This window comes from Candidatus Cloacimonas sp. (genome assembly GCA_035403355.1).
In the GTDB taxonomy this organism is placed as follows: domain Bacteria; phylum Cloacimonadota; class Cloacimonadia; order Cloacimonadales; family Cloacimonadaceae; genus Cloacimonas.
The window spans coordinates 13,167-34,770 of sequence record DAONFA010000019.1; the positions used below are offsets into that span (position 1 = coordinate 13,167).

Below are 21,604 nucleotides of genomic sequence, written 5' to 3' on the forward strand. Positions count from 1 at the left end.
TACAATACTATTTATATTCTTCGGCTGGAACAATTTTTTCGCCTTCTTTGTCTTCCTTGCCTTCATCACCTTCTGCGCCTTCATTGGCTTTGTCGGGATCGGTATCGGTTGTGTCCTTGTCTACTTCATTATTCTTTTTTCCGAATAATTTTTCAACAATGGTATTGTATTGTGCTTTGTGAGCTTTTATCACATCTATTGTAGCACTTTCGAAAAAGTTTTGCATAGTTTCTTTATCAAAACCTTTTCCCATAGCTCGGACACCTTCTGCAAGAGTGCTTTCGATAAGATCAGCTTTGTATTGATCGCCAATTTTTGCTCTTTCTTCCTTAGCGATGTTTTCAGCTTCAAGAGTTTTTACAGCGTTACCCAAAACTTCAAGTGCTTTTTCAGCGCCGTCTTCATCTTGTAATTTTTCGACTTCCTCGCCGATAGAGTTCTTTACAGTATCGGATATGCCTTCAACGGCTAAGAAGTTTTTGAGGATTTCTTTTGCTTTCATCTCTTTTTCTTCTCCTTTATTATTTTGTTCTATCTTTATATTAGCACGCAAATTTTTATTTAGCGAATTCACTTGTGCCGATGATAATTTTCCTGATTTGAATAGGTTTAATGCTTTGTCAATGATCGCTTCTGGTGTAGCTCCAGTATAGCACAATGTGCCTTCAATAACATCTCCGTCTTCAACCCAAGCATATGCAGTTTGTCCGTCATAAGTTGCTCCGATGACGTGTTCACATTCAACGCCTACCGCTCGGCTGAACCAACCTGGCACCATAGCGCCACCGCATATTGAGCAAGTGTAACCGCCGGCAATAAATCCTATTGACATATCCTTTTGCACGCCGGTTTCAATTTTTCGGATAACTACATCGCCGGAAATGATTTCATTGCTGTCGCCTCTGACAATATATGATCTGATCTTCAAGCGATTAACGCCTGAATCGTCCCTGATAACATCACCTTTGAATATTCTCCCCATTGGAAATAATTCTTCAATGTGATGAACCATAAGAGGAATGCCTTGACGATTGATCTTATCAGCGTAATTCTGCAAGCTCTCGATGGTCATTCTCGTATAGTAATAGTCAATGTTGCTGTTTGAAAGTTCTGCTTCAAAAATAAATACATCTTCGGCGGTCAACTTTATTGCGCCTTCGGGCTGTTGCGCATTGATTGCCTTGATGTCTGATTCAATAGTTCCGTTGTCGCCTTGAAAAGCAATGTTCGTGATATTACATTGAACATTACCCATCAATTTATTCATTGTTTTTTGAAAGTTTTTCATATGCTCCTTTTATTTTAGCACATATTTAATAAATGTTGGCAAATCTTACATTCTGATCTCGTAATCCCGAAGCATTTGAGTATTTTTCAACCGCATTTTAGGGCTTAACCGGTGGCAATTAGGACAAGCCCCGTCATCAATTGGAGTTCCGCACTTTGCACAAACGGGACCTATTTTAGCCGTTACTTCTTCACTGCTTTTTTTGGTCATAATAAAGTCGCTTCCATTGTTTTTTAATTCATACCAATTATTACAATCTCCGCACTTCAATAATAGCGGACTGTCTGAAAAAATTAAATATCGGCGCTTTTTAATAAGAATATAGCCGTTCCTGATTTCCGCAAGAACGGGGTAATGATCGCAACCGCATCTAAAAATTTTATTTATCATTTTTTGTATGAATACATTCCTTTGCAGGGAATGAATTGAAGATTATGACTTTTATTTAGCTTCTCACCGCACTCATCGCAATAAACAAAGTTCTGTTTTCTTCGTTCTGCGCATCGTTTACATTTTTTCTTTTCTTCTGCCATTATTGCCCCTGCCAAAGTTCAGCAGGCGGATCCCAATCTTCATCAATCACTTCGGCGATTTGACAACGGCAATTAAAGTCAGCCGGAGGCGCATCATCACCGCTTTGAAATGTTTCATAAACCCCTATCGCTCCTTGATCTTCGTTTGCTTGATGTTCTGGACGAACTCTATCATCTCCAACTGTCTGCCATTCCTTTTTACTTACGCCGTTTTTCTGCATCGTTGTCAGAGAACCTTGAGAAGTAGCCCAATTCAATTCTTGATTAGCGATCAGGTTTGACCGGCTCGTGCGCATACTTTCAAACTTATCTCTCAAATCAGTAGCGATTTCACTAGCGCCTTTGTTTTCTTGATATCCCCGTGTAACAACTTTAGCGATGTCATTTTGGGCTGTTTCAAATGAACTGGTAGGGAAAAAGCTCGCTCTTTCATCAATAAGCTTCTGAATTCCTAAATTGTCGAGTTTGAATTCAGCGCCTTTGTAAGTAGCGTTTTTTCTGCCTAGATTTATCAAAGTTCTTTGAGCATAGTTCTCATACGCTTCGGTCAATATGCCTGCGCCTTCTTCGCTCAAATTGTTCATTATCTTTTTGACTTTGTTGCCTTCAAAATACTTCTTTACAATATTGAGAGTATCTTTATAAACCGGCGAATTAACATCTAGCTTGTTGCTATCCGTTGGAATGGTGTTTTCAGGGCTTTTCGGGTGTAGTTTATAAACTTCATTCGCTATTTTTTCGGAAGGAATGATTGCTTCTATTTCTGAAAAAGTATCGCCCAAAACATTCAGGAAATTATCACGGAGTTGCTTATATTTTCTTTTCTGCTCCGTTATCGTGAGCTTTCTATCTTTTTTTTTAGAGTTTGTCAGTTTGTTTCCTGTGGGCGGAATTGTTTCCGTGTTATCACCACCCGTTGGCGCCGGATTACCCCCAACTGGAATATCCGCCGGAGTAACTTTTGGCGTAGGTTCTTCGATTGCTTCACTACCGGTTATTTCAATAGATGCTTCGTCCTGTGATATCCAACCCTCATCACGCTTAGCAACAGCATTTTGAATTTCAATAGCTTCCGCATCGGCTTCAACTTTTCTATCGGTTGTTTGGACTTTTTCAAATTCAAATTCTACTCTTGATTGAACGCCTTCCATTCTCAAATAAAATTCCAAAAATCTTTCCATTAAGTTTTCACTCATTTGCTGAATTGAATTTATGCCTTCCGCATATATTTCAAACTGGACTGTGCCGTGTGTTTCGGTTGTGCCTTCGTTGCTTCCCATAAATACCGGCAATTGTTTTAGCGCTCTGATAACTCGGCGCTCAATGCAACGCAACAATGCTGTCGGGTCAAATAGTCGTCCGCCTTGGCTTGCAGGATTAGCGCTTCCGACTTGAATAGCATCTAGGTGAATATAGGTATCGTCTGGCTTTACGCTGTTATAGGTTGATTCGATCTCCTTGAGTTGTTTGTTGATAAAATCGTTTAATTTATCCTCGTCCATTTTGATACTCTCGGGCGCATTGGCTCTCAAAGTATCAGACATTACGGTTACATCTAGTCGAGGCCAACCCTGACTATGAATAACTTTCCTTAGATCAAACATCACTTTCAAATTGAAAAATACATCAGCAATAGCAGCCGTTGCCGGACCTCTGCCGTAAGGATCGCCAATTGCTGGGTCAAGCGGAATATACCAAAATCTTTCTGTGTTTAATTCTACATAATTGTTATCTAAAACAATTGCGCCCTCTTTTGGCTTTAATTGGTATTGATATGTTTTAAGAGTGCCGTCATCTGGATCAACTTTAAAATGAATTGTATGAGGGTTTGTAGGAGCAAAATCAATTACTTTTTTTAAATTGCCGTCCATTACTGCTTCACCGCAAATAGCACCTTGCAAAAATGCTGAACGATGCATTTGATTGATGAGATTATTCAATCCGCCGGCTCCCTTGTTTATTTCAAGAACGAAATTATCAACAAGTTTCTGCCCTCTAGTGTCAATGATGTTATCGCTTGTTTGCTTGTAAACTTTGATATTCCAACCCTTATTAGAAAGGCGGAGCGTATTCCAAAGCGCCATAGAAACATCGGGGTCAATATCAGATAAGAGTTCGAGAATTTGAGCTGAATTAAGATGCTTTGATTCTAGAACATCTTCAATATCAACATTTCGGTAAGCTCTGCGGGGAATAAATGAAAGGTTACTTAACCAATTTTCGTTAAACTGGACGGTCTGCTTTCCTTTTCCGAACAAGCTGGCTTGACTGCTAGTGCCACCAACTGCTCTTTTTCCAAGACCGAAAAAGTTTAGTATTCTATCAGTTAATTTCTTTTTTGCCATTGTTTAGTCCTTTATTATTATTGTGAGAATATGAACAAAATCTTTTTATAATATTAGTATACACTATTCAACCCGATTTTTAGAGGCGATACCGGTAGGTATACCCCAATGCTTACGCTTCTTGTCTTCTTCTTTTTCGCCAAATAAATATTTCATTAAATATCTTTCATCGTCCATAAGGTGATTGTCTTCATCGGCTGGCTTGTCTGTGCCTGGCAAGTAGTGATAGCTTCTCTTTTCCCGCAAGTAATTGTGTAGATCGGGGCTGATCTTTATTCTATGAGCTTCGTGCAATGATTTAACAAGTTGAACACCTTCTTCAATGCCTGTCGGCATAGGAATTAAAGCGCCGATCTTTCTGCCTTCTTCATCTTTGGCTTCTTTCATTTCTCGGGCATAACCTTTTCCGGCGGGGTCGTGAAGTCCGCAAATTAAATTCTTGCCCCATTTTACTTTCCTCGGTATTAAATAAGTTTTCGCAAAACGGCTTGCGCTTATTTTATTAACATACAATTCATTGAATAATACGATAGTTTTTCCGTCATCTTGTAATTGTCCAAACAATGAAGCCATCGGGTCATTATCTCCAAAGTCCTGTGCAAAATAGATAGGAAGTCCGGCTTTAGGTTTATAAACTTCGGGCAAAATATCTGCTTCATCAAATTCGTTTCCATAAACAAGACCTTCTTTGCTCGGTTTTTCACAAGCCCATTGAGTTTGAAAAGTATCATAACTCATTGAACTAAATTTTTTTACAAGGTCTTCAATCGGGTAAAATCCATTTGTTCTTCCGGCGTATTTCTTAGCAATATCATAAAAACTAATGTGTCCGTCTTTTGTCGGTTTGATTATTTCTTTCCATTCTTCTTTCAATTCAAAAGGTTCTGTTACTTCCCAAATGCACCACATATAAATCCTAAACCCTGGCATATTTCCGCTTTGTATCTCATCTAAAAGCTGTTGAATCACGCCGTAAGCGTATTTTCTTGTGCTGCCTAGAACATCAGTCGCTTTGATACCGATATTCTTTTCTGATTTTGACATTGAAAAAAATTCCTGCAAAATATCCCATTTCGTAAGTTCAACTTCATCGAAAAAGGATTTGTGCGGGTGAGGTGAATTCAATGCGTTTATAGTGCCTGGCGCAATCTTTACTTTTGAACCATTCTTAAGCGCTGTTTCCATAATAAGAGGATCACGATATATTTCCGCAAATGCTGGCGCTTTTATAAACTGCTTAAAATATGAATAGCACTTTTTAGCTTGTTCTTCGACTGCACCGATTGAAGCGGTTTCACAACCTGAATAAAACCGGCTATGTAAAGCGTGGAGAATAGCAAAATCAAATGTCTTGCCTCCGTCACGATTAGCAACTGCAAGCGCTGACTGAACCTTCTGAAAGAAGACATCAGCAATAAAGTCCATCGGTGAACAATGATTTTCACATACTGATCTATTCGGAATCCAAATACCAAATTCACGATGAATAAAGCGCCTTAGCCATTCCTTTTTTTCTTCATAAGTAAAATCACGCTCAAAAATTAGTTCATCAAGCGCTTTTGTCGGGTTCTGGCTTTTTGCTAGTATTTGCTTCGTTTCCTTTTGGTTTAGAAATTCCTCTAAATTCATCTAATAATTCCCCAAGTGATTTTTTAGTAATGTCAATTTCTCCTGAATGCTCAACAAGGATTTTCTTTAATCCTAACAATTCAGCTCTTTCTCGGAGTAAATTAGCTAGTGATCTAGTGTCGCCGGAAGTATAGGCAAGTCGGTATGATTCATCATTGCGTTCAATCATTAAGCCCAATTCAGCGAGCCGGTCAATATCCGCCGTCTTCTGAAAATACGCATTGGCTTTGACGATGTATTTTCTAAGCATACCTTCCGTTATATTCCAACCTAATCCATTTGTTGAGCCGTCCTTCTTTTTTGTTGCTGGGTTGGTAACAAATTGGAACATTTGAGAGAAAGTATAGCCCTGTCTTTTCATCGTAATAACAATAGAAACACGGTCAATTACTTCCTGTTTCGTGATTCTCGGCGTAAATTTTTTAACTTTCTTTTCCATTTTTGATCACTTTACACGATTAGTTTTTTTGGAGCCGGCGCAAATATCTTACTTTGCTTTTTGGGAGTAATGCCTGTTAACTGTTCTACAATCTCTTGCTGTCTTCCTGCTAATTCCATTAAATCTTTTTGAGATTCAGCTAATGACTTTTCTTTTTCTGCTACTTCATCGCATTTAGTAATAATGCCTTTTCTTACTGCTATTAAATCTTGCAGTAGTTTTTCCTGATTGTTTGTCATAACGCTCCTTTGCGTGTTTTTAATTTATTAAAATTGCTCGTTATCATCATTATTTTTCATCGCCCAAATCATCGCTACAAAAATTACAAGGATTATTCCTGTGCCAACGCCTATCCAAAACGATTTAATTTGTTCGAATATTACCATCTTTGACCGCCTCCATTATCCAACGATAGAAATTTTGTTCAGTTACTAATTTTCCCGTTTTCCAACCTAATGCCTCGTAATTCTTTATCAATTTACGATTATACTTCTTCTTTTGAAGCCATTCCCAAATTGTTTTTAATTCTGGTTTCATTTTATTAAGATTTCATTTGCTCTTTTTGGGTTTCTTTTTAAAAACTTGGGATACTTTCTTAATAGATAATTGGCGCACTCTCTTTCAATCTGCTCGTTTCTGTAATCTACGCAACCGCCTTTGTTAGTGTAATGTTCGGCTTCTATTGTATAATAATCCAATCTTAAAGCCCCGCCAAATTTTATTATGTTCTGCAGAGTAAAATCGTAATCTTCTTTCACTTTCAAATTGCTGTCATATCTTAATTTATTGTTGATTATTCCTGTCAATGTTCCGATTATAAAGTGATGATTGCTCAATTTTGGCTTCATAAAAAAGGAATTAGCGATAGGATAAACGCCCCAAAGTTTATAATTGTGCGCCGTGCATAGTGAAAATCCGAAAGAAAAGAACTGTTTTACACTTACATTTGAACTCAATCTTTTGTTAATGAGCTTTTTGACCTTCTTAATATCATCATCTAGCATTATTATTTTTTCACCTTCTGGGAAGTAATCAAGTATGAAATTGCGCTGATTGACGATTCCCTGTGGGGCGTTGGTTTGTATGATCTGCGCTCTACCGGCGTTTATCTGATATTTAGCATAATCTTCGGCATCGTGAACGAAAATAAAAACTTCTTCTTTGCTGAATTCTTTCAAAAGTTCAAGAGTTTTTACATTTGGTCTGCGATAACTTGGGATTGCGATTTTCATTTGTTTGCCTTAAAAAATGCTTCTGCGAACTTAGGATTAGTAATGCTTCTTTTAATAGCCGTAATTGACATATTAGCGTCTATAACATAATCGGCTGGGATTTCTGGCAATTTTCTTGAATTTGTATCAGTCGTATCAAAACGCTTATAGCCAAATTTCTTCTTCGGAGAATTAAAATATCCCCAAATGTCAGTTGCCTTATTATAATCTGCGCCAAACTCAGAAGGATCGAATGTAAACACGGGTTTTCCTATAAATTGTCTCAATAATCCTTTAGGGTTTTCCATTGCCCAAAATTGCAATTTGTTTGATAATCTAGCTTTCCATATTATCTCTAAACAAGCCCTGACTATCTTCATTGCGCTTTCTAAATCGCGGGGAGTTTTTGCTGTTGTTCTGGCTAAAGAAAACATTGTGCAGGGGGGGGCTGCTAAAATGCCATAAACATTGTCGGGCATTAAATCAATATAATGAAGCACATTGTAAGCTGGAAAGGTGATAACCCTTACATCGTATCCAGCTTTTTTATATGGCTTTGACCAACCACCGGTTCCTCCGCAAAGATCTAATATAATTTTGTTTTTATTTTCTTTCATTTCCAAACTCCTACATATTTATAAATTAAATCTCCGTTTTCATCTTTATCGAATGGTCGTAAAGCCCCGCCAAAGTATTTGTATGGACCGTGCAAATCTTTCGGGTTATTCCAAGCGTTTCTCATAAAATCATACATTGTTAAGTTTTTGCGTTTTAGCCGTTTGTCATTATTTCCGGTATTAAAGCCCTCCGCATTACGCCAAAGGAATGATTTCAACCATTCAAAATCTTCACTAATTTCGCTGAATTTGACTGTCCCGTTTTTGCGTGCCATTACGATTGCGTTTGTGAACTGTGATTTTTGATAATTGCTCAAAGTCGGGTGATTATCTGGAAGCCCGCAACAACTGCCCGTGCAGGAAAGTTCTTTGTGGTGAGCATCGCTGACGTGCAATCTTATCCCGTATTTTTCGCATTCTTCTTTAACTGCCTTAATGTATTTTTATTTAATTTGATAGTTCAGGCGCAGATAACCGCACCCTGTGGACAACTTTTTATAATAATCTACTATGTCGAATCCGCACAATTTGCTCATCGCATTGTATCGAGTTTTTAGCGCCGGTGTCATTCTAGTTTCTAGGCAAAAGAACTCTGTGCTTACGCTCTTGACACCCGCTTCCGCTCCCATTCTGATTAACTCTGGCATCGTTTTGTCAGTGATTCCAATGATGAACGGGAGCATTCTTAAGGTTGTTTCAACTCCGGCGTCTGAAAGGGCTTTTAGCACCTCAAATCTTCTCTTAGGCGTTGGAACGCCCGCCTCAATAATTTTAGCGATTTCCTCGTCTGCCGTAATAATGGAAGCTTTATAGTGGTAGTTTTCTTTATTAGCCATAAAGATATCCCAATATTTTTTATCAGTAAGAAGAAGATCACCTTTACTAGAAAAGGAACACGGGTATTTGTGCTTTGCGAGAAGTTGTAATATCTCATAACCTACTCCTAATTCTTTCTCAATCGGGCAAAAGGGGTCGCTTAATCCGCCCCATTGCATCGGTTTGCGGTTTTTAATGATGTATTTGAATTGTCCTTTGTATTCGGGAGTAAATAATTTTGCGAATTTTTTGACATCAACCGCCTTAACTTCTTCTCTGTGCCAATAATCTTCTTTTGTTGATCCGATTGCTCTCTGAAAAGTCGAAAAACAATATAGACAGTTATGCCCGCAATTATTGTATTGATCGAAAGTCATCGGCATCGAACAATCCAAAATTTCACCCGTAATTCTAGGGCTTCCGTATTTATCCTTGCTTATTCTCATTTAATTTCTCTTCCTTCTCTTGATAGAGAGTTACACAACTCAATAATTTTTCTAAATCGTGATCTGCTTTTCCACCAAAGAACTCGTGTAACTGATTGAAGATTGTCTCGCTTTCAATATAAAAGGTCAGTTTAAAATTTCCTTCGCTTATTTCTCCTTGTGGAAGTTCAGCATCACTTCCGTTTTCGCTTCCGCTTGGGCTATTATTACCGCCGTCTGGATTGAAAGTTATAGTGTCATTAAAATATTGCAACTCGCTTTCAGTAAAACCGGTTAAGCTAATATCATCGAGTTCATTCAATAAAACTACCAATTTTTCAGGATTAAATTCACCAACTATTTTATTGAGGGCTAAATTTAGCTTCTTTTCTTGGTCTTTTGTAAGATCAACTACAATAACCGGAACTTCTGTTAATCCCAAATTTTCGGCAGCGGCAACTCTTTGATGTCCACCAATAATCGTATTGTCTTTATTGATTATGATCGGTTCTACAAATCCAAATTCACGAATAGAATCCTGCAACTTTTGGAGCATATGCTCGCTGATTCTTCGGGGATTGTATTCCGCCTTGATTAACTCTGTAATTTTTCTGGTTTCCATTTTTCGTTCCTTTCTAAAATTATATTTTTTACTTCATCAATATCGGTTACAACATAATATTCAAAGCCAAGTAATTTTATTTTAGCTTCGAATAAATGCTGGTTTTGATTTTGCTTCCCGCCTTCTCTTTTTACTTCAACAAATACGGTTCTGCCTTCTGGCAAATAAATTATGATATCGCTACTGCCCGACTTTCCAAAGCGCATAAAACGCCTTGCACCGCCAACCGGCTGAACAGCAAAAGCGCCGGTATTATTTCGGATAAAATAAAGTTTTTTCATATTCTCTAGCATCTGCAAATAATTGCAAATAGCGGTTACAATCTGACTTTCTTTTACTGGCATAATTTACCCCATTCACTTAAATAATTTTCATACCATTTCGGAATTATTACCGAAGCGCTTCTTTCTCTTAAAACATAATTTTGAGCCGTTTTTCCCATTACTTTTCTATATTCTGCGTTTTCTATCAATAATTTTAATGATTTGAACCAATCATTTTGTTTGGCTAAAATACCTCTAGTTTTATCAATTACTTCGCAATATTCTCCTACTTTTGAGGCGATTGTTGGAATTCCGCACATTGAATATTCATAAAATTTGATAGCGCTTTTTGACTGATTGAACTGATGATCTACAAGCGGAGCGATACCAATGTCAAGATGCAAAGATCTTAATTTTATCGGGTAATTTCTAACTTCAACCATTTCTTCAAATTCAACTCTCGGAATGTCTTTGAATAATAATCTTAAATCAGTATTCGATACAACCGGTCCTGCCTGAATTCCAAATATTACCAAAGTTGTATTTGAATAGTGTTCTTGAACATATTTTAAATCTCTAACGATTAATTTCAAATCATCATAATGAGTATTCGAACCGGCGAATCCTATTCTGATTTGGTCTTTATATTTAACCGGTCTATTGAATTTATATCTGAATTCCCAATTTTCAGTATCAACAGAATTAGGATTGATGATTAGATTTTTGTTCAAATATCGGTATCTTTCAGCGAGTTTTTTTGTAGAAACTGACAATGTATCGCTTTTCTTAATCCACTCTTCCATTACCTTAAATATCGGGCTATTTGGCTTGTAGGAAGCATAGCAAGGATTATTCTTAGGAACATCGTGCAAATAGTCATCAGTATCATAAATAAAAAGTTTCGGGAATTTAATTCCAGCGCTTTCCATTTGTTTGACACCTTCCTTTGATTGTTCGAATACGCCTTTAAATTCAGAACTATCATATTTTCTTTGGCAAATAATAATGTCAGACCAAACTAGATCACCTTTACCGAATTTGTCCATAAAAAGAATTCTAGTCCTAGCTAGATCAAGCTTCGTAAGCCATTTTGAGATCATTTCAACTCTATAATGGAATACTCCGCCTTTATCGCTCGGCAAAAATAAAATATTCAATTTCATTTCTTTTTTCCTAGTGCGCAAAGCGTTGGATACCCTGCGTTATCTTTAACCTCTATTATTTCGATAATTTCAAAACCTTTTAAAATAACATCTTCAAAACTGTCTTTTGTGAATCGCCAATAATCTTTCGGGTAAGCGTGATAAGGAAAGCCCAATGTGGGAGCAGAAACAAGAAAATATCCGCCATTTTTTAATATGCCGTTTATATTTCTCAAGGTTTCCCAAGGTCTGTCATCGTGTTCAAGCATTTCTAAACAAATAACCATATCAACTGACGCTCTATTTTTTTGAGTATAAATTTTATGAGAATTTATGACTAAATCTACGCCATTGCCTGCTTGCATATCTGTGCTAAAATAATTTTTCCCATTATCAAAAATATCTCTTACGCTTCCGTTTATGTCTAATCCTCCGATTTCAACTATTTTTTCAAGATCAGGAAGGAATCTTTCATTAACACTTTTAGCCCATTCTTTAATTTGATTTGTCATTATTCCTCTTTTCATAATAATTTTTAGCCCAAAGTTGATGCATTCCGTTATCTGAATAACTTAACCAATAAGCATAACCTTCCTCTTTGGCTTTTTCGTCCTTCAAAAACGAAGCAAAATCTTTTTTATAAGTTCCCAAAAAACCATAGACATATTTCCAAAGCATATAATCAGGATCAATTTCATCGTTTCCGACTGTTCTAGCGCCGTGCATATAAAGATAGGCATATTGCAATCCGAGTTCATTTGCCTTCTGTGAAATATATGCTTCCTCTCCGCCGTATAAATGATCTTGGCTTTTTATTATTTCGTTTCTTGCGTTTCTATAAGCGACTTTGAATCCGCCAATATTTTTGAAAAAATTTGCATCAATAAATCCGAGTGGGATATTGGCTATTTTGGGATTCCAATAAACAACATCGGTCATATACTTTGCATTTTCGCCGTGCATCTCCCGCACAATCAGTTCTTCTTGTAAACGATTATCTCCGAAAAAATTTGTCCCCAAAAAAGCAATGCCGGTTTTTTTGAATAAGCTTAATATCTCATCAAAATCAATGCAATTATAAAGCATTGTGTCGTCATCGCATTTAACAAGCACCTCAACGCCTTTGTAGTTAGTGATAATATGATAAAAGCCGTAATTGAAGCCATTGTGGCAACCTAAATTCTTGCCAGGGCTTAAAACTACGACATTTTTATTCATCATTTCCAAGTCAACTAAATATGAGATCGTTTTAATATCGGGAGAACAATTATCAACAATAAAAAGAGGGTATTTGCCGTCAATCAATTTTAAATTTTCTTCGACTGATTTTTTAACGGATTCGTAACTGGCATAAGCCACCATTACAATACCCATTTTTAGAGTTTTCATTTTACCCTCTGCGATTATTTCGCTTTTAATATATGTATCCTTTGATTTCGTTTGCTGTAAGAATGTGTTGTGTTATCTTTCCGACAATCCAGTTTGTATCATTAACTATCAATTTTCCGTCTTCTGTCTTTCCGAACAAAGCGCCGGCGTGATGATAATTCCTGAATATTACGATTGCTCCGATTACCGGTTCAGTTCCTTCCGGCTGAACAGTAATTCCATAACCTAATCGCTTATTAATTCCCGTGAATTTTGTCGCATAAATTGCACAATTACTTTTTCCTTTTTCATCTCTATACGCTGTGTCTTCGCCTATTATTTCTACTGAATTATCGTATCTTTTCGCTGGACTATCGTCTCTAGCAATGGGATCGGCTCTTCCTGAAACTGGATTATGTTCACTTTGCAAAGGTTGCTCTGCCGGTTTAACCGGATCAGCGAAAGTGAATTTACGAACTGGAGCAATAGAATAATCGCCAACAATAATATGAGATAAATTTTGTTTGTTGATTGTGATTTCATTCTGTATACTCGGAGGCTCGTTGTCTGAATTTATTTTTTGATTGTCTTTTGTGGCTACCATAACTACCGTGACAGATACCGCTATCGCAGTTGCGACAATGCTTTTGGTAAATTTCATAATGTTATTATACACCTTTTGCGAACTCGGGGAACGACACTAAATTGGGCGGAGGGGGAAATTACCCAACTCCTTGTCGAAGGGAGGTGTCGCTCCCTGAACTCACAAAAAGCCACCTTTTTGGAGTGGCTTTTTTATTATAAAAAAATTATATTTTGGTTCCCACTCCAATTACATTTTAGTTTTATTTATTTTGTGTGTCAATCCCTTTTTAGAGTTATTTCTTGAATATCGAGTTCTTTCCCCTTCGCTTTAATAATCCATTTTCCGTCTCTTAATTTATCAACAGCTTCTTTTTGATCATTAGAGTTGATTTTTATGCAATATTCTTTATGATATTTGACTTTAAAAATAAACTGTTTCATTTTTTCCTAAAATCATCAGCGTTCGGGCAATTTATCCAATGAGGTTGATTGATATATACTTTCTCAATTTCACCGGCTTCATTTAAATTAGTCATTTCTATCACATCAACAGGCATACATTTACCCGCTTTAGTTTTTAGAAATTTGATCGGCGCCCCGCATTTCTTACAACCATATTTAAAGTCCGTCATTATAAATATCCTTTCAAAATTACCAAGACAATGGGAACATCTTCCGCCCATTCTTCTATATCGAATCCTTCAAAATCGTGCTTAGACCAAGTGGAAATATGAGATTCGGAAGCGTGTCCACCGACAGCGCCTTGGATAAATCTAATCGGATATTTAATAATGAGCCATTTGCACCGGTAAATCATATAATTTATGAAGTCAATCCCTTGCGATTTTGGCATATGCTCAATGACATCTCCCATTATGCAAATATCGGTTTTAAAATCGGCATTCCTGATCAATTTGTGGGCATCAAAATCGTAAATTGAATCATACACATTATTCAAAGAAAATTCTTCAATATAACTTTCGTCTTTCTCTATCCCTACAAGCTTACAATCTGGTCTTGATTCTTTAACCATTCTGCCATATTTGCCCGAACCGCAACTAATATCAATAACCTTTTCAAATTCTATCTTTCTCAAAAAATCTTTCACATTATTATCAAGCGCCATTGATGAACCAGCCATTATTTACCGCCTTCCCAATGGTCAGCCATTATGGACAGATCAGTTATTTCAACTTTTCCGTCAAGATTAAGATCGCCTCTTTGTGCCATTTTTAATTCGTGTTCTGAAACGAAATAAAATATTGTTATCATCACTACCCAAACAAAGAACATAAATTTTAGTATCTTGTCTTTACAAAGCAAGCCGGTAAACTTTCCAAAATTTTCTTTTAATTCTTCAACCGCTTGGCTGGTTGTTTGTTTTTGACTGATGAATTGCTTCAAGAATTGACGATACGGTTTGTCAATCTCGCCCCGCTTATTCATTGGCAAAAAATGATATTTGTTTCTCGTGGGATAAATATCCAAAATCCCGTTAATTCTGAACTGATACGGTGTCAACTCCTTCACATCGTAACCATACTTCGACAAAGCAATTATTTGCTCTGTTCTACTGTCCCGTGCTTGTGCCTTTGAAAAACGATTGTGATCGTTCATCATTCTAAAATTTTCGACTTGTTCCGAGGGCATACCTCTCCTTTTTTTAGTTTATATTTTTTATAAAGATCATTGACTGCCGATATCAGCTCAAACTTAAATTTTTTTATGATTTTTTCAGTTGCTATCATACCTTCTTTGACTAGTATCGCTATCATTTCTTGATCAGATTTCATCTCAAATCTTTGTTTTGGATAAACCAAATCTCCGTTTTCATACAAAGCCACTAAAGCATCTCCGAATATTTGAAGTTCAATGCAAATTTCAAGTTCATTTTCCTTGTAAGAAAGATAAGGTATTCCTTCCAATTTAATTGTTTCAAAATCTCCGAAGTTAATAAATTTCATAGTGAACCGCCAATATTAAATAACTTACTTTGAGTAGCTTTTTGATTGGCTTTAACACCGGCTTCGTAATTGGCTTTAGTCCAATATCCCATCGCTTTAAGCCATTCTTCTTCATTCATTCCACGCTGTAACGCTATTTTTAAATCAGTCGGAAGAAAGCGGGGTTTGATAGGGTCATTCTGAATTTTAGCCCGAATTCTTTTGATATTATCTTCTCTTGGTAATTCATACAGATCAGAAACTCTTATCATTCCGCTACCGATTATTTTGCTGTTATAAAAGCACTTCCAAATCTGAATCATCAAAGTAATGTCGCTGTTGCGTGTTTCTTCGTAATTTTCTAAAGTCCATTCGACTTGGTCTTTTAGATTTTTTATTGATTGATAGTTCATATCCGCCTCGCTTTTTTTTAATAACCTGACCGAGGAAGGAGAATTTTTTGGAGGGTAAATTGCAATTGGTGGTAGCGTTTCGACCTTCCCCTTGTTCTCCTATCGGTAAATTGTGATGAGGTTTCCCTCGGTCAAATTATTATGTGAGCCGGAAGGGATAGAAGCAGAGTGTCGAGGAGAGGCATCCGGTTCGAACGGACATTAGCGTGCCAATTTCGCTTACCTCTCCCCGACATTCCGCCACTATCCTTCTTCCTTTTTATGGCTCTAATATTTCAACGCCTTATGGCTTGTTGACTAATTTTAATTTCTCTGTCGTTTCAAGAATAGCTTTTGCTATCAATTCCAATTCATCAATGCTGAAAATATTGAAATGTTGATTGAATAATGGAATTACTTCCTGATTTGTTTCATCTCCACCAAACATAACCGATATCCCTGAATTATAGAGTGTAAATTCTTCGCCATATTCATTTTTGAATTTGCTTTTTGCTATTGTAGGTTCTGGAAATTTTTTCTCGAATTCTTTTATTTTCATTTCATCCTTAATCATCGAGTAATTCGATGTCATTTAATTCTTTAAACTTTGAATACAGATCATTTTCCATTAAGTAAGCGTGCATATCACTCGCCATAGTGATTAACCATTCTTTCGCCATCATATTTGTTTTGTTGGTGATCCAAACAACCGATACTTCCGTTTCCTTCGTGTATTGATTGTAATGAATGATGCGAACCTTCTTAATTGGAAACCCCTTGACGTGCATTAAATACCCGTAAAGTATCCCCTGCCAACCTCTAGCGTATCCGCTACTTGATGCAACTCCGGTCTTGAATTCTTGTATTACCAAATCACCCATATCAACGCAATCAGGCACAAATACTACTTCCATAAATTCTGCAAACTCTGAAATTTCTTTTCCGTCAATGACTATCTTTTCTTCGCACATTGCATTCTTAAGTTGATTTCCTCCCAGCTCATCGGGAAGTTTTCCGGTTCTTTCAATATGCTTCTGCCAAAGTTCGTGATATTCCTTGCCTATTATCCATTCCTTCGGGATAAATGTATCAATCTTGAAATAAGATTTGATCGCATCGTCTATTTTCTTTTGATACCAAAGGTTGCAAACAGTAAATGAAGCCCTAAATTTATTCTGCGTCATCTTCTACCTCTACTTCCTCGCCGGATTCGAGTTTCCTTTCCAGCGCTTCGGCATCTTTTTTTAGTTTGAATGTTAATCCTTTTTTCCTATTGGCATTGAACATTAAACCTGACGGCAATTCGGCGTGATCTTTGACATATTCATCAATGGCTTTCGAATCAGGAACGATTGCAATTTTTACCAATCCGAGGGCGTTCAATTCTTTCATTGCTAATTTATAATCGTCAGCCGACAAACTTTCCGTGTCCAAAGCGTATTTTTTACCACTTTCAGAGAGATAGCAAGTAATATTATCAGAAGTAATTGATTTAAATAGTGGCTCTACTTCAAGCGCTTTTTCTTTCAAAATTTCTTTTAATATTTTCTTGGCTTCTTTAACACGCTTTTCGTGGTAAATCAATTTTTGCAAAAACTTTTCCAATTCGGGGTGAAAGAATATCCCGTCAGCCCGCTTTATAATCGCTTCAAGATTGTAAAGAGATAGAGTCAACACCGATTCGTTTTTTTCAATTCTACTATAAACTTCGCTTTCTGCTACATTGGCTTTCAGTGAACCAGATTTTAATTGAACTAATTTTTGCGCAATTTTTGCATCAATCAATTTAATTTCGTTCGGGTCTTTCACATTCAACCGGCTACAAATGAAAGGATTAGCCAATTTCTGCCGATATTTTAAATCAATGAATTCCTGTTCGTCCGGCGCCAATTGCTCGACAAGCGATTGGTCATTGATTAGTTGATTAAATTCTGTCATAGTTCCGCCTCCATTAATAATACGATTTAATTCTATTTTATTTTGATTTATTTTGTCAAATGTTATCGGGTAATTGGTGTTTTGACTGTATAAATTCTGACGCCTGGTATCTCTTTTATTCCCGCTTTTATGGCATTGTCAATCTTTGTTTTGTCCGGAGAGCAAAGCGTGTGCGGAACTAATTCTTCTTGAATAATCTCAAACTTGGTATCAACCCTGAATGATGTCTTTGAAAATTCAGTTGTAACCGGTTTTACCGGCGCCGAAACTTCCTTGATAGCAGTTTCTTTTTCTTCTATGGTTTTGTGCGCTTCTTCCATTTTTTCAACGGCTTCATCTGATTGTTCTTCCTTGCCGTCTTCTTCGGCTCTAAGCGCCTCCTCTGCTGCTTTTCTAGCTTCTTCCTCGGCTTTGCGCTTTTCATCTTCCAATCGTTTCTGCTCGGCTATCCTAAGGCGTTCCTGCTCGTCATCGTAAGCTACTAACATTGAATTGAGTAACCTTTTTATTTTTTCAACACCGTCTTTAGCTGGTTTGAATTCAGAATTCCATTGCTTGACCAATTCGTTCAAAGGTTTCACAATCATTGTCCGAAAAGTTTCAATGTCTTTTTCTCGTTTCTTGATCTTTTTTAGTATGTCGCAAAAATACGCATATTCTTCGGCTGTATTTATTTTCTTGTCAAGCAACCTCTGCGCCATTTCCGGCAATCCTTGAGAAAGTGCCACTAATTTTTTATTTTTGTCTTCTTCTAGGACTTGTATATCAAACATCATTTTGTTTTTTCTCCTAAATCATTCGCCTTTAATGATTATGAAATTAAATCGTCAAGCAATCCCTTGTTCTTGTTTGCTTCAACGGCTTTAGCATCGGCTTGTTTCATTTCTTCGACCTTTTTATCCATATCCAAGTGATTCACCGCTACCAATTCATCATCATCGTCATTTCCGGTAACGACTGTTTGCTTTGGTTTTTCCGGAACGCTAGGCATATCTTCCGGCTCAAGACCTAAAGCGCCGGTGATTTCTTCTTTATTCTCTACCTTTTTAATTGTCATAACTCCGTTATTTTCTGCAACTTCTGTATCAACAATTTCTTTTTCTTGATCTAACTTCTCGATTATTTTATCGTTTTTTTCGCTTAAACTTTCTTCCGGTTCGAGAATTGCTTGTCCCTGGGGACTAGAAACTTCTCTCGAACTTTCTGCTTCTTCTCTAGCATTTTTTGAACCTACGCCTGTCCCGCTTAAAACTTGATCAGCCCGTTCGTTCTCAATTTCTTCTTTCTTTTTAGCTTCATCAAGAATTGCCTGTGCTTTGGCTAACTTATCACGCCTTGAAATTTTATTGCCGGAATTATCTGTTTCGGCATAATCTTGAGAAACTTCAACAATACCGCTAACCGGTCCCAAAACATTAGGGATATAGGTTGAAATTATCAACGAAAGCACATTATAACGCATCTTTTTGATTCGGTTTATGCCTTCTTTCCAACCGACTTTTTCTTTATTGTAACTGTCTTTTGTGTAACCTGATTTGACAGCATCTTCATATTTGAAGTCCTCTGTATAATCTTCATTTGGGATTACTTTTCCTTCTTCGTCTTCCTTCCAAACTCTGGCTTTACAATGTGTCTGGTCTTCTTCTAAAAACTTGAATTTGTATTCGTGTTTTTTTAATCTATTAGGAACTGCTGCGCCCCAAATATTCAAAGCACCATTTACGATATAAATTGATCTTAGTGCCTCGACCCAATTCATATCCATCATCGCACCGGCTTGCATAATCATAACTGCTTGACCTGCCGTTGTAATACCCTTAGGCAAAGCATTATCCTTGAGCATATCGTTAGCGATGTATTTCGCCTGCATATACGCTTGAGGATTCAAGAAGCTACTTGCTGGGCTTCTCATTATGCTAAATTTACCGCCCTCTTGCTCGACTGGCAAAAGTTCATTTGTTTCTTCTTTTTCGTTCACGAAAACCGCCTCTCTTTAAAAATTAGTTTCTTAATACAGTTTTATTTTATTCTTTTTGTTTTATTTTGTCAAACTATAACTTTTGTCTGCTGTCTAGCTCGATAATTTTAGAACCGATCATTTTATAATACGAATTTTTTTTTCCCTGAATTTCCGTATAATCTTCTTTGTCTAATTGCCCTCTTGTGATCTTGAAGTAAAGTGCGTAGTAGCCCAAACCCTTAATCCAATGATTGTCGCCGATCTCTTTGAGAGTGTAATAAGTGTCCGGTTCTATCAAACTCTTTGGCATATTATAAGTTACTCTCTTTTTTCTTCCTGCCATTTTATTTTTCTCCGCCCCTCCGACTTTTATAAGTTGTAATTGATTGAAATGTAAAGTGCGAATAATATTACCCCTACCGTGAACACGATCCCGAAAGCAGCGCCGGCATAGAAAGAAATGTGCTGTTTAATTTTATGCTCGTATCTTTCTTTAAAGATTAAATCAGCATAAAAAACGCAAATTTCCGCCTTTGTCCTTTGTTTTATATCAATCTTCTGCATTATTTTTTCGCTTTCTTGTCATCGTTGCGCCAATCATTCATCAAACTTAAAGCGCTACAATAAGTAAAAGTTAAATTCTTGCTAGGAATATAAACGCTGATACGATAAACGAACCCGAACAATTTACCTTTTTTGAACTCAAGCACTTTCACTTTGTAGAAACAACCTTTGCGCAAATTCTGTAATCTAGGTATAGTTCCCACATACCTTAAACGCATCTCCTTTTGAATTAAATTCTCCACGCTCCCCTCACTTTCTCCCTTTCGGGTTAAATTATTTATCTAAATACTTTTGATATCTTCCGTTGATATAGTCCGACCAAGCGCCGAATCCTTGCCAACTTTTGAATATTTTATGTGCGACCTGAATATTTATTTCTCCATTTTGCAACGATTTAATTTTTTCATCTCTTGTTGCGCCTGGTATCTTGTCGGCGTTCCAATCAACATTTATCTGACACCAGCCAATATCAGCCGTTTTGTCCTTGTTCATAGTGTCTTGAATATCTTTTTCGTTTTCGGCTCTGTTTTCACTTCTGCAAATTGCTTTCATTATGCGGGCATCTTGCGGGGCAAAATACTTGTCAATCATCTTATCTCGTGGGGTTCGATTATCTACTTCCGGTATTTTTGGCGGTTCTGATACTTTGACCGGTTCAGAAGTCGGCGCTTTTGCCTCTACAAGGACGGCAGGGGCGCTTTCCTTCTTTGACTTAGGTTTTGGTTGATTGTGTTGATAGCAGACAATCCAAAGCCCATAAATGAGCCAAACAATGAATCCTATCTCTACAAAGTAATTCAAAGCCGTCTTTTTATTCTTTTTTTGATAGTGATTTACACGAATGTGCATTTCCCCTCACTTTTTAATGATTATTGGATACTTCCTAAAATTCCAATCAATAACAGAACGGCGCAAAAACCAAGTTTAACAAAACCAACAAAGCCGATTGATCGGACAAAGCCAGTTCGTCTTCGGTTTATTCTAGGATCAGAACCTTCATAAGTGACGATTTGTTTTGAAAATCTTTCGTCCTTATTGGCGATTTCTGTTCTAGGATTCATACCGTAATTGTGATTGATTTTAATTTTCATAATGATTTGGTTTAATATTTCGTAACTATTTTATTATATTCTTTTTTATTCTTTTTGTCAATAGCTTCCTGTTTTTCTTGCTTCTTATCTTTCCGTTCGGCTCTATTTTAGGGCAAGTTAAATGTTCGTGCGTTCCATTGCCAAAATCTCGGCATATCTGCGGGCGTTGTTCATAAATTGCGCAACTATTTTCTAATGTCAAAAAACAACAACTAATATCTTCCGTAACCGGTATAATAAAATCTTCTCCGAATGAACTAACTTCTCTTTCTGACACTATCGGTCTTTGCTTAAACTTTAAAACACTTTGATAAAATACTTTTTCAAATGGTATTGGACCGCAACAATCAGCGCATTTTAGTTTTTTGCAATTAAAATCACACATTATTTTTTCCTTAATAAATCAAGAAATTGTTCCTTTTTCTTGCAATCT

Annotated in this window: 32 protein-coding genes; all 32 read right to left on the reverse strand. The window is 36.8% G+C overall.

What is annotated here, in order from left to right:
- Positions 1-7: 7 nt before the first annotated feature.
- Positions 8-1,267 (reverse strand): hypothetical protein, encoded by a 1,260-nt coding sequence (locus PLE33_05845; GenBank protein HPS60767.1) that lies wholly within the window; start codon positions 1,265-1,267, stop codon positions 8-10.
- A gap of 66 nt (positions 1,268-1,333) precedes the next feature.
- Positions 1,334-1,678, reverse strand: coding sequence for a hypothetical protein (locus PLE33_05850; protein HPS60768.1), 345 nt, complete (start codon positions 1,676-1,678; stop codon positions 1,334-1,336).
- Between the two features lie 142 nt (positions 1,679-1,820).
- Positions 1,821-4,166: a phage minor head protein gene (locus PLE33_05855; protein ID HPS60769.1), complete on the reverse strand. Its 2,346-nt coding sequence runs from the start codon at positions 4,164-4,166 to the stop codon at positions 1,821-1,823.
- 63 nt (positions 4,167-4,229) lie between these two features.
- A complete protein-coding gene (locus tag PLE33_05860; GenBank protein ID HPS60770.1) occupies positions 4,230-5,795 on the reverse strand; it encodes a hypothetical protein in 1,566 nt (521 codons plus the stop codon).
- A complete protein-coding gene (locus PLE33_05865) occupies positions 5,716-6,234 on the reverse strand; it encodes a hypothetical protein (protein ID HPS60771.1) in 519 nt (172 codons plus the stop codon). The genes PLE33_05860 and PLE33_05865 overlap by 80 nt, the downstream gene beginning before the upstream one ends.
- 11 nt (positions 6,235-6,245) lie before the next feature.
- The gene (locus tag PLE33_05870; protein HPS60772.1) at positions 6,246-6,473 is read right to left on the reverse strand and encodes a hypothetical protein; all 228 of its coding nucleotides are present in this window, start codon (positions 6,471-6,473) and stop codon (positions 6,246-6,248) included.
- Positions 6,474-6,597: 124 nt separating this feature from the next.
- The gene (locus PLE33_05875; GenBank protein HPS60773.1) at positions 6,598-6,771 is read right to left on the reverse strand and encodes a hypothetical protein; all 174 of its coding nucleotides are present in this window, start codon (positions 6,769-6,771) and stop codon (positions 6,598-6,600) included.
- A complete protein-coding gene (locus tag PLE33_05880; protein ID HPS60774.1) occupies positions 6,768-7,466 on the reverse strand; it encodes a hypothetical protein in 699 nt (232 codons plus the stop codon). The genes PLE33_05875 and PLE33_05880 overlap by 4 nt, the downstream gene beginning before the upstream one ends.
- A complete protein-coding gene (locus PLE33_05885; protein HPS60775.1) occupies positions 7,463-8,062 on the reverse strand; it encodes a hypothetical protein in 600 nt (199 codons plus the stop codon). The genes PLE33_05880 and PLE33_05885 overlap by 4 nt, the downstream gene beginning before the upstream one ends.
- The gene (locus PLE33_05890) at positions 8,059-8,337 is read right to left on the reverse strand and encodes a hypothetical protein (GenBank protein ID HPS60776.1); all 279 of its coding nucleotides are present in this window, start codon (positions 8,335-8,337) and stop codon (positions 8,059-8,061) included. Before PLE33_05890 ends, PLE33_05885 begins: the two co-directional genes overlap by 4 nt.
- Positions 8,338-8,505: 168 nt before the next feature.
- Complete coding sequence (locus PLE33_05895) at positions 8,506-9,324, reverse strand: radical SAM protein (GenBank protein ID HPS60777.1); 819 nt, start codon at positions 9,322-9,324, stop codon at positions 8,506-8,508.
- Entirely contained in the window at positions 9,305-9,925 is a 621-nt protein-coding gene (locus PLE33_05900; GenBank protein ID HPS60778.1) for a ParB N-terminal domain-containing protein, read from the reverse strand. The genes PLE33_05895 and PLE33_05900 overlap by 20 nt, the downstream gene beginning before the upstream one ends.
- Positions 9,898-10,269, reverse strand: coding sequence for a VRR-NUC domain-containing protein (locus tag PLE33_05905; GenBank protein ID HPS60779.1), 372 nt, complete (start codon positions 10,267-10,269; stop codon positions 9,898-9,900). Before PLE33_05905 ends, PLE33_05900 begins: the two co-directional genes overlap by 28 nt.
- The gene (locus PLE33_05910; protein HPS60780.1) at positions 10,260-11,351 is read right to left on the reverse strand and encodes a glycosyltransferase; all 1,092 of its coding nucleotides are present in this window, start codon (positions 11,349-11,351) and stop codon (positions 10,260-10,262) included. Before PLE33_05910 ends, PLE33_05905 begins: the two co-directional genes overlap by 10 nt.
- Positions 11,348-11,842, reverse strand: coding sequence for a methyltransferase domain-containing protein (locus PLE33_05915; GenBank protein ID HPS60781.1), 495 nt, complete (start codon positions 11,840-11,842; stop codon positions 11,348-11,350). Before PLE33_05915 ends, PLE33_05910 begins: the two co-directional genes overlap by 4 nt.
- A complete protein-coding gene (locus PLE33_05920; protein ID HPS60782.1) occupies positions 11,826-12,719 on the reverse strand; it encodes a glycosyltransferase in 894 nt (297 codons plus the stop codon). The genes PLE33_05915 and PLE33_05920 overlap by 17 nt, the downstream gene beginning before the upstream one ends.
- Positions 12,720-12,744: 25 nt before the next feature.
- Positions 12,745-13,359 (reverse strand): hypothetical protein, encoded by a 615-nt coding sequence (locus tag PLE33_05925; protein HPS60783.1) that lies wholly within the window; start codon positions 13,357-13,359, stop codon positions 12,745-12,747.
- Positions 13,360-13,559: 200 nt separating this feature from the next.
- Positions 13,560-13,724: a hypothetical protein gene (locus PLE33_05930; GenBank protein HPS60784.1), complete on the reverse strand. Its 165-nt coding sequence runs from the start codon at positions 13,722-13,724 to the stop codon at positions 13,560-13,562.
- Positions 13,721-13,915 carry a hypothetical protein gene (locus PLE33_05935; protein ID HPS60785.1) on the reverse strand — a complete coding sequence of 65 codons (195 nt, stop codon included), beginning with the start codon at positions 13,913-13,915 and terminating at the stop codon, positions 13,721-13,723. The genes PLE33_05930 and PLE33_05935 overlap by 4 nt, the downstream gene beginning before the upstream one ends.
- The gene (locus PLE33_05940) at positions 13,915-14,424 is read right to left on the reverse strand and encodes a class I SAM-dependent methyltransferase (protein HPS60786.1); all 510 of its coding nucleotides are present in this window, start codon (positions 14,422-14,424) and stop codon (positions 13,915-13,917) included. Before PLE33_05940 ends, PLE33_05935 begins: the two co-directional genes overlap by 1 nt.
- Positions 14,424-14,933 carry a hypothetical protein gene (locus PLE33_05945; GenBank protein HPS60787.1) on the reverse strand — a complete coding sequence of 170 codons (510 nt, stop codon included), beginning with the start codon at positions 14,931-14,933 and terminating at the stop codon, positions 14,424-14,426. Before PLE33_05945 ends, PLE33_05940 begins: the two co-directional genes overlap by 1 nt.
- Positions 14,900-15,247, reverse strand: a complete 348-nt coding sequence (locus tag PLE33_05950; GenBank protein ID HPS60788.1) for a hypothetical protein — start codon at positions 15,245-15,247, stop codon at positions 14,900-14,902. The genes PLE33_05945 and PLE33_05950 overlap by 34 nt, the downstream gene beginning before the upstream one ends.
- The gene (locus PLE33_05955) at positions 15,244-15,639 is read right to left on the reverse strand and encodes a hypothetical protein (protein ID HPS60789.1); all 396 of its coding nucleotides are present in this window, start codon (positions 15,637-15,639) and stop codon (positions 15,244-15,246) included. The genes PLE33_05950 and PLE33_05955 overlap by 4 nt, the downstream gene beginning before the upstream one ends.
- A gap of 283 nt (positions 15,640-15,922) precedes the next feature.
- Positions 15,923-16,177, reverse strand: coding sequence for a hypothetical protein (locus PLE33_05960; protein HPS60790.1), 255 nt, complete (start codon positions 16,175-16,177; stop codon positions 15,923-15,925).
- Positions 16,178-16,184: 7 nt separating this feature from the next.
- Positions 16,185-16,802: a hypothetical protein gene (locus tag PLE33_05965; protein ID HPS60791.1), complete on the reverse strand. Its 618-nt coding sequence runs from the start codon at positions 16,800-16,802 to the stop codon at positions 16,185-16,187.
- A complete protein-coding gene (locus PLE33_05970; GenBank protein HPS60792.1) occupies positions 16,789-17,556 on the reverse strand; it encodes a hypothetical protein in 768 nt (255 codons plus the stop codon). The genes PLE33_05965 and PLE33_05970 overlap by 14 nt, the downstream gene beginning before the upstream one ends.
- Positions 17,557-17,618: 62 nt before the next feature.
- Entirely contained in the window at positions 17,619-18,332 is a 714-nt protein-coding gene (locus PLE33_05975; GenBank protein ID HPS60793.1) for a hypothetical protein, read from the reverse strand.
- Positions 18,333-18,367: 35 nt separating this feature from the next.
- Positions 18,368-19,534, reverse strand: coding sequence for a hypothetical protein (locus PLE33_05980; protein ID HPS60794.1), 1,167 nt, complete (start codon positions 19,532-19,534; stop codon positions 18,368-18,370).
- A gap of 73 nt (positions 19,535-19,607) precedes the next feature.
- Positions 19,608-19,859 carry a hypothetical protein gene (locus PLE33_05985; protein HPS60795.1) on the reverse strand — a complete coding sequence of 84 codons (252 nt, stop codon included), beginning with the start codon at positions 19,857-19,859 and terminating at the stop codon, positions 19,608-19,610.
- Positions 19,860-20,353: 494 nt separating this feature from the next.
- Positions 20,354-20,929, reverse strand: a complete 576-nt coding sequence (locus PLE33_05990) for a hypothetical protein (GenBank protein ID HPS60796.1) — start codon at positions 20,927-20,929, stop codon at positions 20,354-20,356.
- 20 nt (positions 20,930-20,949) lie between these two features.
- Entirely contained in the window at positions 20,950-21,171 is a 222-nt protein-coding gene (locus PLE33_05995) for a hypothetical protein (protein HPS60797.1), read from the reverse strand.
- A 25-nt stretch (positions 21,172-21,196) separates the two neighbouring features.
- Positions 21,197-21,556, reverse strand: coding sequence for a YkgJ family cysteine cluster protein (locus PLE33_06000; GenBank protein HPS60798.1), 360 nt, complete (start codon positions 21,554-21,556; stop codon positions 21,197-21,199).
- Positions 21,557-21,604 lie beyond the last annotated feature (48 nt).